The organism is Allochromatium humboldtianum (genome assembly GCF_013385175.1).
Lineage (GTDB): Bacteria > Pseudomonadota > Gammaproteobacteria > Chromatiales > Chromatiaceae > Thermochromatium > Thermochromatium humboldtianum.
Genome location: NZ_JABZEO010000017.1, coordinates 18,643 through 30,667 on the forward strand (window position 1 = coordinate 18,643; position 12,025 = coordinate 30,667).

At 64.7% G+C, this 12,025-nt stretch carries 9 protein-coding genes; all 9 read right to left on the reverse strand.

Annotated elements, in window-relative coordinates; translation table 11 throughout:
- Positions 1–104 precede the first annotated feature (104 nt).
- Positions 105–968 carry a ferredoxin reductase domain-containing protein gene (locus tag HW932_RS18170; RefSeq protein WP_176977899.1) on the reverse strand — a complete coding sequence of 288 codons (864 nt, stop codon included), beginning with the start codon at positions 966–968 and terminating at the stop codon, positions 105–107.
- Between the two features lie 94 nt (positions 969–1,062).
- Positions 1,063–1,239 (reverse strand): hypothetical protein, encoded by a 177-nt coding sequence (locus HW932_RS18175; protein ID WP_012970392.1) that lies wholly within the window; start codon positions 1,237–1,239, stop codon positions 1,063–1,065.
- Positions 1,232–1,822: an electron transport complex protein RnfA gene (locus tag HW932_RS18180; RefSeq protein WP_012970391.1), complete on the reverse strand. Its 591-nt coding sequence runs from the start codon at positions 1,820–1,822 to the stop codon at positions 1,232–1,234. The genes HW932_RS18175 and HW932_RS18180 overlap by 8 nt, the downstream gene beginning before the upstream one ends.
- Complete coding sequence (gene rsxE / locus HW932_RS18185; RefSeq protein WP_176977900.1) at positions 1,812–2,474, reverse strand: electron transport complex subunit RsxE; 663 nt, start codon at positions 2,472–2,474, stop codon at positions 1,812–1,814. Before rsxE ends, HW932_RS18180 begins: the two co-directional genes overlap by 11 nt.
- Before the next feature lie 33 nt (positions 2,475–2,507).
- Entirely contained in the window at positions 2,508–3,200 is a 693-nt protein-coding gene (locus HW932_RS18190) for an RnfABCDGE type electron transport complex subunit G (protein WP_176977901.1), read from the reverse strand.
- 12 nt (positions 3,201–3,212) lie between these two features.
- Complete coding sequence (locus HW932_RS18195) at positions 3,213–4,241, reverse strand: RnfABCDGE type electron transport complex subunit D (RefSeq protein ID WP_176977902.1); 1,029 nt, start codon at positions 4,239–4,241, stop codon at positions 3,213–3,215.
- Between the two features lie 108 nt (positions 4,242–4,349).
- Entirely contained in the window at positions 4,350–5,720 is a 1,371-nt protein-coding gene (gene rsxC, locus HW932_RS18200) for an electron transport complex subunit RsxC (RefSeq protein WP_176977929.1), read from the reverse strand.
- Between the two features lie 220 nt (positions 5,721–5,940).
- Positions 5,941–10,875, reverse strand: a complete 4,935-nt coding sequence (locus tag HW932_RS18205; RefSeq protein WP_176977903.1) for a 2-oxoacid:acceptor oxidoreductase family protein — start codon at positions 10,873–10,875, stop codon at positions 5,941–5,943.
- A 141-nt stretch (positions 10,876–11,016) separates the two neighbouring features.
- Positions 11,017–11,892 carry an RnfABCDGE type electron transport complex subunit B gene (locus tag HW932_RS18210; RefSeq protein ID WP_176977904.1) on the reverse strand — a complete coding sequence of 292 codons (876 nt, stop codon included), beginning with the start codon at positions 11,890–11,892 and terminating at the stop codon, positions 11,017–11,019.
- Positions 11,893–12,025: the final 133 nt, after the last annotated feature.

The window sequence follows — 12,025 nt, forward strand, 5'->3', positions numbered from 1 at the left end:
GTGAGCGTGCAATCTATCATGCGGTCGAGCGTGCGATCGCGCAAGATCACGGGCGGCGGAGACTCCACGCCGGAGCATCCGACCGCACCTACCATCACACTCGATCAGTCGTAGATCAGCTCCGACCAGCGCCCATCCTCGATCAACCGCTGTTTGAGCTGCTTCCACTCCGCCTCGGAGCCGGCCTGCTTGGCCATGACCCGATCGAACGCCTGCGTGACCTTGCTCAGACCGGAGAGGAACACATGAGTGTTCGGCTCGCGCATCAGACGCCAGGCCTCGGCAGCGTGCTCGGTCAAACCCTGTTCCAGCGCCTGCGAGGAACTCATCAGCGGCTTCGTGCCCAGCGCGCGGAAGGCCTGGAAGGTCTTCTCGTCGTAGTAGTGCGTCAGGTCGCTGGTCTCATCGTTGGCGTACATCAGGTCCAGACCGCTGTGACCGCCGTAGTAGAGCCGCACCTGCCCTTTCCAGTCGCCGCGACGCTCGTAGATGAGCTGAGCGAAGGCGCGGAAGGGCGCAATGCCGGTGCCGGTGCCGATCATCAGCAGATTGGCGCGGTTGTCGAGCGGCATGCGGAAGGGGCTGAGATAGGGACCGCTGATGGTGATCTGGTCGCCCGGCTTGGCATCGCACAGATAGTTCGAGGCCACGCCCGCATAGCGTTCGCCGCTGACTTCGTCGAGGTAGAAACAGCGACGCACCAGGATGTCCAGATGCACCCCGCCGCCGACAGGGACGTTGCGCGCATTGGCGATCGAGTAGCGGCGCACGTGCATCGCGTTGCCGAAGTCGTGCGGTCCAGGCACCAGCACGCCGATGCTCTGGCCCTCGACGAACTGGAAGGCCGGGTCGAGCACCTCGAGCGTGATGTGGCGCACCTCATCCGTGGTCTCGGGCGTGATGCGCTGGCTGGCCTTGATGACCGCCGGTGCGGTCGGGCCGATGTATTTGATGTCTTGTTGACTCATCCAGTCACTCCTTCACTCTGGCGACCGCTGGCTGGACGCGAGAGGGTGCATTGATGTGATCGAGAGAAACGCGAACCGAGCGGATCGGTGCGAATCAGCAAGCGTTTTTAGAGGAGCAGTGCCCCTTGGTGCAAGAGCAGCCCCCGCCCGAGTCGCGGAAGGGGCCAAGTTGCGGATAGCGGGCCTGAAAGCGTGCATAGAGCTGCTGCACTCCGACCCAGCCGGCAAGCGCCAGAAAGACGACCAACGGCGCGAGCAGTATCTCAACCATGCCCGCCTCCCAGTCCGGCGAAGCCCATGAACGCCAGCGACAGCAGCCCCGCCAGCATCAGGCTCAGGGCCGCGCCCTGACTGACGCTCGGCACCCTGGCCAGCGCCAGCTTTTCGCGCAGACCGGCCATCAGCATCAGCGCCAGCGTGAAGCCGACACCCGCGCCCAGCGCATAGACCAGACTCTGCACGAAGTCGTATTCCTTGGAGGTCTGGAACAGCGCCAGACCCAGGATGGCGCAGTTGGTTGTGATGAGCGGCAGGAAGATGCCGAGCGAGCGAAACAGCGCCGGACTGGTCTTCTTGACGAACATCTCGACCAGCTGCACCGCCGAGGCGATCACGGCGATGTAGCAGATCAGCCGCAGGAACTCCAGCCCGAGCTGGGTCAGCAGCCAGTTGATGCCATAGGCGGCGGCCGAGCTGACCAGCATCACGAACATCGTGGCCAGCCCCATGTTCCAGGCCGTCTCTTTCTTGCCCGAGACGCCGAGGAAGGGACAGATGCCGAGAAACAGCGCCAGCACGAAATTGTTGACGATGGCGGCGTTGAGAAAGATCAGCGACAGAGGTTCAGCGTGCATCGACGGGTGCTCCCGAGAATTGCGCGGCGCGGCGGACCTTGCTCTGACGCAGCCAGTTGAACAGCAACAGCCAAACGCCGAGCACGAAGAAGCCGCCCGGCGGCAGGATCATCACCAGCCAGGGCTGGAAATCCGGCCCGAAGAGTGGAATACCGAGCAGGGTGCCATTGCCCAGCACCTCGCGCACCGTGCCGAGCGCCAGCAGCGCCAGGGTGAAGCCCACACCCATGCCCAGACTGTTGACCAGGGTGGTGTGCAGCCGCTGCTTGGAGGCATAGGCCTCGGCGCGGCCCAGGATCACACAGTTGACGACGATGAGCTGGATGAAGGCGCCGAGCGCCGCGTACAGCTCCAGGCTGATGGCCTGGATGGCATAGTCGACGATGGTGACGAAGGTGGCGATGATGACGATGTAGCTGGCGATGCGCACCTGCTTGGGTATCCAGTTGCGCAGCAGCGAGATCAGCAGGCTGGAGCAGACCAGCACGAAGGTGGTCGCCAGTCCCATCGCAATGGCATTCAGGGTCGTGCTCGTGACCGCCAGCACCGGACACATGCCGAGCAGCATCACGAACACCGGGTTCTCCTGCCACAGACCGCGCAAAAAGGTGTCCGGGGTGAGTTTTTCTTGTGGATTGAGCAATTCAGGCATGACTCGGAGTCTCGCAGTGGCTCTCTCGGTTGTTCAGGGCGAGGGTGGCGACGTGAGCACGGCCAGATCACGCTCGATGGCCGGCACGGCGCGTTGCGCGGCGCTGTTGGCCGCGCGGCCCATCGCCTTGGATGAGATGGTCGCGCCTGTGATGGCGTCGATCTGCCAAGGCTCGGATTTGGTGCCGTGCTTGACGGTGACGATGGCATTGGCGAGCGCCGTGCCGGCGGCATCCAGACGCGCGTCGAGTGCCTCGAAGTTCTTGAGGAAGTCGGGGTCGAAGTCGAGCTTGTCGCCGAAACCGGGCGTCTCGTTGGACTGGAGCACCTTGCTGCCGGTGATGCAGTCGCAGCTCGGGTCATAGGCGAACATCACCTTGACCGGACCGGCATAGCCCGGACCCGAGCCGGTGATGGCCAGTCCCAGTAACCGGCCCTCGGCATCATAGGCGCCGTAGATGAGATCGCCGCTGGCACCCGCCTCGGCGGGCGCCAGTCCGCCCTCGGGCGTGATGACGAAATCGCGCTTGCCGACCGCGCCCGGCAGCACGCGGAACACCGCTTTCTCGGTCAGGACACGCTGATTCTCAGCGATGATCGGCAGGGTGAACTGGTAGACCAGGGCCACCAGCAGCCCGGAGATCAGCGCGATGCCGCCCAGGGTGCGCAGCATGGCCCAGGCCGGCGTGGTCGCCGCTCGAGGTTGAATCTGTACTTCGGTCGTCATCTCTACCCTACTCTATTTGGAGCCGTAAACGCGCGGCTGGGTCCAACTCGAAATCAGCGGCCCGAGCGCATTGGCAAGCAGGATGGCGTACATGATGCCCTCGACCAGACCGCCGAATAGCCGGATGACGACCGTCAGCGCACCGATGAAGAGTCCGTACAGGATCACGCCGCTGGCCGTCACCGGCGAAGCCACCATGTCGCTGGCCATGAACCAGGCGCCCAGCATCAGCCCGCCCGAGCAGAGCACGAACCAGGGACTCGGATAGAGACTCGGATCGAGCAGCCAGAACGGCAGCGCCACCAGAACCGCACCGGCCATGACGCTGACCGGAATGCGCCAGTCGAGCATCCGCTGCCAGGCCAGCCACAGACCGCAGATCAGGATCAGGATCGCCGAGGTCTCGCCCGCCGAACCGGCGATCATCCCGCTGAAGGTATCCATGATCGGCGTTTCGATGTGCTGGAACTTCTGGATCGCCAGGGGCGTGGCTCCGCTCCAGCCGTCCAGGTTCAGACTCGCGATCCAGTCGCCGACCGGGATCGGCTGCATGAAGGGCAGCGTCAGGGTCGAGGGGATGACCTCGGTGAAACGGCCCGGCGCGAAAGCCGGCGTCCAGGTGGTGATGGCCACCGGGAAGGCCGCCTGCACGAAGGCGCGTCCGACCAGGGCCGGATTCATGACGTTGTAGCCCAGACCGCCGAACAGCGCCTTGCCGAGCGCAATGCCGACGAAGGCGGCCACCGCCGCCATCCACAGCGGAAAGCCCGGCGGCAGGGTCAGCCCCAGCAGCAGGCCGGTGATGACCGCCGACCAGTCCGCGACCGTGTTGCCCCGGCCGCCGGCGCGGGCGAAGCCCCACTCGGTCAGGATGGCGACGCCGGTCGTGGTCAGGAGCAGCAGCAGCACACTCAGCCCGAACTGCCACACCGCAAAGGCCGCGATCGGCAGCAGTGCCAGCACCACGGTGCGCATGATCTTGTCGACCGTCACCACCCGCTTGAGATGGGGCGATGTCCGGATTTCGATGCCTCTAGACATGGTTAGTCATCAGTCTTCAATAATTCAGTGGTTGCTCGGTGCCGGCACGCCTGAACCCCTCTCCCCTCGCGGGAGAGGGGTTGGGGAGAGGGGGATATTCAAAGCCGCTCAGTGCCGGGTTTGCTTGGTCTCATCCCGCCGCAGCGCATCGCGATTGATCGACTTGGCGATACGGAAATACTGCGTCAGCGGAATATTGGACGGGCAGACGAAGGCACAGCAACCGCACTCGAAGCATTGATCGAGGTTGAACTGCCCAGCCATGACGCCATACTCGCGCGCCACCGCCAGCTCACCGAGCATCGAGGGATTGAGCGAGACCGGACAGGCGCGCAGACACTCGCCGCACTTGATGCAGGGATAGACCTGACGCCGCGCCAGCGCCGGATCTTCCGGCTCCAGCGCCACCACGCCCGAGACCGACTTGGTGACGGGCACATCGAGCGAGGACACGGCCATGCCCATCATCGGCCCGCCCAGGATCACCTGCCCCAGCGGTCCCTTGAGCCCGACCTGATCGAGCAGGAAGCGCACCGGGGTGCCGATCGGCACCAGGAAGTTGCCCGGATTCTTGACTGCCGGCCCGCTGACCGTGACCACACGCTCGATCAGACCCCGTCCCAGCGGCACCAGCTCGCCCATCTGCGCCAGGGTACCGACGTTGAACACCGCCACGCCGACATCCGCCGGCAGACCGCCGGCCGGAACCTCGGCGTCGAGCAGCGCGGTGATGAGCATCTTCTCGGCGCCCTGCGGATACTTGCTCCGGACCGCCTCGACCGTGATCGGCAGATGCTTGGGAATGCGCGCGCGCAGATGGCTCACGGCATCGAGCTTGTTGTCCTCCACCCCGATGATGGCGCGTTCGGCGCGCGTGGCCCGCAGCGCGATCCGGATGCCCCGGATCAGATGTTCGGTCTGCTCCAGCATGATGCGGTGGTCGCAGGTCAGATACGGCTCGCACTCGCAGCCGTTGACCAGCAGCGTATGGATCACCCGACCGGCGGGCGGCTGCATCTTGACGTGACTCGGGAAGGCGCCGCCGCCGAGTCCGACCAGCCCCGCATCCTGAACCGCCTGGATGATGTCCTTGACGTTCATGTGCTCGGGTTCGCACTCGCTGCCGTAGAGCACCTGCTGACTGGCGGCATGATAGACCTTGAGGAAGATCGCCTGGGTCTTCGGCCCCTCGGCGGTCGGTGCCAGACCGATGGCCCGGATCACGCCGGTCGCCGGCGCATGCATGGGCACCGAGACGAAATGATCGGCCACCGCGATCGGCTCGCCGCGCACCACCTCTTGACCGACCTTGACGATCGGCACCGAGGCGCGGCCCTTGTGCTGCTGCAACGGAATGACCAGTTCGTCGGCGAAGGGCAGACGGCGGATCGGCTTGCCGGCCGTGAGTTCCTTGTGCTCGATCGGATAGATGCCATGGTCGAAGGTCTTGTGACCATGGAGGAGCCGCGTGAAACCCATGCTGATCCGCTGTATCAGGTTGGAATGCCCGGCGTCGGGCGCGCAGTTGGAACCCAGTGCCGCTGCTTGATGCTTCATACCAAGATCCACTCAAATTGGAACCGCAAAGACGCACAGGACGCGAAGAGAACACGGAGTCTCGCCGGCCCCGCGTAGGATGGGGTGAGCGTCGCGAACCGCATCGGTCGTAACCGATGCGGTTCGCGCTCATCACCGTCTCCTACTGGTACTTCTCGGCGCGCTTGACGAGCTTGTCGACGCCCGCCTCGGCCGGGTTCCAGGGCATTCCCGGATGGATGCAGCCGGCGGCACACTTCTCGGCTGCCTTGACGATGTCCTTGTAGGGTCCGCCCTTGGGATCGACGATCTCGATCTTCTTGTCACCGTTGTACTTGAAGATCTTGGGATTGATGGTGACGCACTCGTCGCAGGCGGTGCACTCGGGGGTCTCGACCCACACCGGCTCCCAGCCTTCGGCGCTGTCGTTGCCCGAGCCGTTGGCGCCCGGATGCGCCGCGCCATTTCCGTTGTGACCCGCGCCGTTGGAGGGCGCCGCGCCGGCCAGACCGGACAGTCCGCCCTCGCCGACCGCCAGTGCCAGCAGACTGCTGGTGAGCTTCTGGGCGATCTCGGCCTTGGCCTGCTGGCGCACCGACTCGACGTCGACCTTGTTCAGCTCGCCACACAGACCGCGCAACTGGGTCCAGAAGGACCGACGTTCCTCACAGCTATGGATCAGTTCCTGAGCGACCAGGACGCGCATCAGACGGTTCTTGCCGTCCACGCCCCAGACGTAGGGATGCAGCCCATCGCGCTCGTCTTCGGCCAGATCCAGGAACTCGTGCACCGGAACCATGGTGTCGTTCCAGGTCTCGGGCGGCGCCTTGCGGAAGTGCTTGCGGAAACGACCCTCGATCATGGCGAAGTCGACGAAGGTGAAAGGCACTTCCATCTCGGCTGGGTTGCCCTTCTCGTCGGTGTACTTGAGCGTCCAGCTGATCCAGTCGCGGTCGATGTCCGGGTTGCCCTCGATCGAGCAGCACTCTTCCAGGCTGGTGCCGGCGTCCGGATCGAAGCGGAACAGCGGATAGGCGCGCGACTCCACGGCCATACGACCATGCTTGTTGGACATGTCGTCGCCGATGCCGTGCTCGGGCTGGCACGAGGTGTAGATGTTGAACAGGGCCGGACGGCGCGCGTTCAGACCATCGATGTAGCCTTCCAGCAGGTGCGTCAGGTGCGAGGCCGAGCTGGAGAGCACGAAGGCCGAGCGATGCGCCATGCCGATCAGGCCCATCTCCTTGCGGATCTCGGTCTTGCCCTTCCACTGCTTGCCGTAGGGCGCCATGTCGGCGACCTGACCGACGAAGCCCGAGGTACAGGACTGACCGCCGGTGTTGGAATAGCTCTGGGTGTCGACCACCAGGATCTTGACCGGGGTGCCGGACATGAGCGCACGCGACAGGTTCTGGAAGCCGATGTCATACATGGCGCCGTCGCCGCCGACCGCGACCACCGGCGGACACAGCAGCCACTCTTCGTCGCTGAAGTCCTTCCAGCCGAAATAGCTCAACTCGCATGCGGGATCGTTCAGCTTGAACTGACCGTCCAGCTCCATGCGCGCCTGACGAATGGCCTTGAAGCCCTCGCCCATCTTGCGCATGTGTCCCTCGAACAGACCCAGGGCCACCGAGGGCGAATCCTGGAACAGGTTGTTCGACCAGGGGAACGGATAGGGGTTGTACGGGAAGGTCGCGCCCCAGACCGAGGTACAGCCGGTGGCGTTGACGAAGCCCATGTTGGCGCGCGGCTGCTTGTCGGTGTACTGCGCCTTGAGATGACGCAGCTTGGCCAGCAGACCCGTGACCCACTTGAGCCAGTCCGGATCGACCGGCTGGGCGCCCTGATGCACCAGTTCGGCCGAGAGACCGGACAGGGTCAGATCGGCGTCCTTGTGGCTGTCGAGCGCCTTGGCGATCGCCGCCGAGTTGGACAGATCCATGCCCGAAGCCAGCTTGAGCCGGATGTGGGTTTCCAGACGGTTGATCAGGTCGTCGATCTCAGCCAGGTGCTTCTTGACGCGCGACTGCATCAGCGCCGTCACCGTGGCGGTGAACAGATGCACGGCGGTCTTCTCGCCGCAGCCCATGCAGGAGCCGTCGCCCGAGACCATCGACTGATAGTTGTTCTTGTCGAGCAGCAAGGTTTCGAGTGCGCCGACCTTGTCGTCGAGATCCTCGATGCGGATGAAGTCCGGGTCGGTGGTCGGCAGGTCCAGCCACATGGCCCAGCGGTTCTGCATCTGCTGGATGCTCTCGGTGGTCTGCGGCTCAGCGACCAGGGCGCCGTCGTTACAGACCTCGATACACTCCATGCAGCCCTTACAGGTGTAGGGGTTGACCGTGATGCTGAACAGACCGCCGCTGCCCTTCTGCTTCTTCTCGCGATTGGTCCAGTAGGGCTTGGTGATGGCGAACTGATAGTCGCCGAGCGCCTCCATCATCAGACCGAATTCCTTCTCGGCGATGGCTTTCTGCTCCGGCTCGCCGCTGAAGGCGGCCAGGGTTTCGAGCACAGCCTGATCCATGAGCGTGCGCATGTCGGCCGTCTCACCGGCGGTCTCGACCAGCTCGCGCAGACGCTTCTCGACGTTGCGGGTCTCGCGGCGCAGATACTGGGTCGGCATCCCGCGCTCGACACGGCTGATCGCGGTGGCGAAGACGTCGGACACCTTGTTGACCAGACCCGGAATAGCGCTGTCCGGACAGATCGAGAAGCAGTTGCCGCAGGCGGTACAGTTCTCGGGCAGGAACTTCGGATACTCGAAGCGGATCTGGGTCATGTCGCGATAGACGCCGGTCGAGGCCGGCATCAGCGACAGGGCCATGTGCGGGTCGGTCAGGTTGTCGCTGCCGCGGCCGCTGGCGTAGAAGGCGCCGGTCTGATCCCAGAAACGATGCACGTCGGCGATGCGGCCATCGCCCTCGGGCAGCGCCTTGAGCATGATCGGCAGGCTCGGCGCCTTGCGGGTCATGAGCTGACCGGCGACCAGCGGCTTGTCGGTGATCTCGACGATCTCGTCGAAACCACGGCGCACGATGCGCAGGTTGTCCTGCACCACGCGCTCGCCCTTGGCACCGAACTTGGAGCGCAGCTGCTCCTCGATGGCGGCGAACAGACCGGTCTCATCCAGTCCGGCGCGCTCCATCAGAGGCGAAGCGGCGAAGAAGGCGCCCTGGAAGGCGTTGCCCTGCATGCGGAATTGCAGCTCGGCGTTGGAGGCCTCTTCACGCGCGATCTTGAAGCCGTCGATGTAGTAGACGCGGATCTCGTTGTCGACGATGAACTTGCGCGCCGCCGGCGGGAAGCTCGCCCACACCTGCTCGGCGTTCTCCAGGCTCGACTGGATGACGAAGCGTCCGCCGCGATGCAGCCCCGCGAGCGGGTTGGAGTGGGTGAAGACGTTCGGGTCCGGGCTCAGGACCACGTCGACATAGGTGTATTCGCAGTTGAGACGAATCGGCTCGGGCGCGGCTGACAGGAAGTAGGTGGTCGGCTGCCCCTTCTTCTCGGAGCCGTACTTGGGATTGGCGCGGATGTCGTAACCCAGCAGATCATAGAGCGTCATCGCCAGGTTCTTGCCGGTGGTCACGGCGCCCCAGCCGCCGACCGAGTGCATACGCACCGTCACCGCGCCCTTGGGCAACAGGTTCGGGTTCTCGCTGCCGCGCAGGGCCAGCTCGCCGATACGCGGATAGGCATCCTTCAACTGCTGGATGCGGATCTCGTCCTTGGGATCGGCCGCATCGCGCATGAAATCGATCGAGAGATAGAAGAACTTGCGCCCCGAGCCGCCCGGAATCATGTTCTCGACGGCGGCGATCAGCCCTTCCGGCTGGAGGTCGCGCGAACCCAGACCATAGCAGCCCGAGTAGAGGCGCGGCATGTCGCCGGCCTTGTAGGTCGGGTACGGGGCATAGGGGATCTCCTCGCCCTTGCCGACCATGCCGTTCTCCATGCACTTGGCCAGCGCCGCGCGCACTTCGCACATGATCGGCAGATCCTCGGCCAGCGGCTGGTCGGTGCGCTCCAGGATCGCCACGCCCTTCTTGCCCTGCAGCATCCGGCCGATCAGCTCGCCGGGGAAGGGACGGAACATGGTCAGATTGATGACGCCGATCTTGAGCTTGCGCGTCTCGCGCAGATAGTCGGCCACGGCCTCCGCCTGGACGACCATGCTGCCCTGACCGACGATCACGTACTCGGCGTCCTCGCAGCGGTAGCCCAGGGCGCGCGCATAGCGACGCCCGGTCAGCTCGTAGTATTCGGTCATCACCTGATCGGCGATCGGTCCGATGTGATCGAAGAAATACGGACGCTGTGCGGCGACGGCCTGCATGTAAGCGTCCTGGTTCTGCACCGTGCCCGAGCTGACCGGGTTGTCGACGTCCCACACCAGGGGAACGCGGCGGCGGGTCGGGCCATAGACCAGACGCTGGGCTGGGGTCGGGCACTCGATGATGTCGTCGGGACGACCGCAGAACTCCTCGACCAGCGCGCGCTCGGGCACGTTGAGCGGCTCGATCAGGTGCGTGGTCAGGAAGCCGTCCTGACCGACGGCGGCCGGCGTCAGGGTCAGCTCGGCGATCTTGCGCGCGATCAGATTGAGGTCAGCCGCTTCCTGGGCGTTCTTGCCGAAGACCTGGAAGAAGCCGGTGTCGTCGATACAGTGATAGTCGTCGTGGGCGCAGTGGACGTTGAGACTGGCCTTGGTGATGGCGCGCGAGCCGATGTTGAGCACATAGGGCAGGCGCTTGCCGACCGCCGTATAGAGCGATTCGTGCATGAAGGCCACGCCCTGCGCCGACGAGAAGTTGGTAGCGCGCAGTCCCGTCATCGACATGCCGGCGGTCACGGCGGCCGCCGCGTGCTCGGACTCGGGCTCGACGAAGATCAGCGGATTGCCCGAGATGTTCAGATGCCCATTGGCCACTTCCTCGGCCCAATACTCACCCATCTGCGTGGAAGGCGTGATCGGATAGGCACCAGCGGCATCGGAGGCCTCGCGCTCGCACATGATGACAGCACTGTTGCCGTCCATCGCCATACGGGTGCCAGGGTACTTGAACTGCTTTTCGTCTTTCTTTCCGAACATGGGCCTTCTCTGTTGTTGATTCTCTAAGGGGAGCCGTCGGACGCAGGTCAGCGGCTCACAACCGATTCGATGTCGAGTCGCCCGGCCGCGACCGCTCTGACGGCGGTTTACGGGCGCGGGCCATCGCCACCTCGCGCGACCTCAGACGGCCGGCAAGGCGCCCTTTGTCCCCTTGCGCAGCACCTTGCGCGCGTCGCGTCCCTTGACGACGGTTCCATCGGCCTCCAGCCAGACGATGGCGCCGGTCGGGCAGCGCTCGATCGCGACCTTGGAGGCCAGTGCGTTGTTGGAATAATCGATCACCGCGAGGTTGTCCTGGAGCTGGATCAAGCCCTCGGGTGAGTCCTGGACGCAGCGCCCGCACGCGGTGCAGGCGACTTCGCAGTGATGCTCGGCCTGATCGCCGAACTCCAGGTTCTTGCAGGCGACCCACAGCCGGTGACTGACCGGATGCAGTTCGAACAGATCCTTGGGGCAGACGGTGACGCACTCGCCGCAGGCGGTGCATTTGTCTTCGATGACGACCGGGATGCCCTGGCGGTTCATGTAGATGGCGTCGAAGTCGCACACCACCTCACAGTCGCCGAAGCCCAGACAGCCCCAGGTGCAGCCACGCCCGCCGCCCGAGACCAGCGCGGCGGCGCGGCAGGACGGCAGTCCGCTGTAGTTGGCGCGCAGATAGGCGACATTGCCGCCGCCGTCACAGGCCAGACGCGCCACCCAGCGCTCGCGCGCACTCAGCTCGACGCCCAGGAAGTCAGCGATGATCTGATTCATCGACTTGGCGTTGACGGTGCAGCGCGCCGGGTCGATCTCGCCCTTGACCAGCTTTTCGGCGAAGGGCCGACAGCCGGCCTCGCCACAGGCGCCGCAGTTGGCCTTGGGCAGCAGATCCTCGACCTGATCGATCCGCGGATCTTCGAACACATAGAGCCGTTTGTTGGCGATGACCAACATCAGGGCGAGCAGCAGACCCAGCGTGGCCATGAAGCCCACGGCGGTTAGGATGGTTGCCATAGACAGCTAATCCGGCAGAGACAGTCAGGGGAGCGCGACGCCGAGGATGGGGACGGCGCTTACCAGCTCGGAATTCGGATGTCTGGAGGTCGCTCCCGTGCTCGTTGGATGAAGGGCACGCGGAGACCGCCAG

Bases quoted from the DNA above. Each gene is read 5' to 3' on its own strand.
- HW932_RS18170 (WP_176977899.1), bottom strand. From the start codon at position 968: ATGAGTCAACAAGACATCAAATACATCGGCCCGACCGCACCGGCGGTC.
- HW932_RS18175 (WP_012970392.1), bottom strand. From the start codon at position 1,239: ATGGTTGAGATACTGCTCGCGCCGTTGGTCGTCTTTCTGGCGCTTGCC.
- HW932_RS18180 (WP_012970391.1), bottom strand. From the start codon at position 1,822: ATGCACGCTGAACCTCTGTCGCTGATCTTTCTCAACGCCGCCATCGTC.
- rsxE (WP_176977900.1), bottom strand. From the start codon at position 2,474: ATGCCTGAATTGCTCAATCCACAAGAAAAACTCACCCCGGACACCTTT.
- HW932_RS18190 (WP_176977901.1), bottom strand. From the start codon at position 3,200: ATGACGACCGAAGTACAGATTCAACCTCGAGCGGCGACCACGCCGGCC.
- HW932_RS18195 (WP_176977902.1), bottom strand. From the start codon at position 4,241: ATGTCTAGAGGCATCGAAATCCGGACATCGCCCCATCTCAAGCGGGTG.
- rsxC (WP_176977929.1), bottom strand. From the start codon at position 5,720: ATGGGTTTCACGCGGCTCCTCCATGGTCACAAGACCTTCGACCATGGC.
- HW932_RS18205 (WP_176977903.1), bottom strand. From the start codon at position 10,875: ATGTTCGGAAAGAAAGACGAAAAGCAGTTCAAGTACCCTGGCACCCGT.
- HW932_RS18210 (WP_176977904.1), bottom strand. From the start codon at position 11,892: ATGGCAACCATCCTAACCGCCGTGGGCTTCATGGCCACGCTGGGTCTG.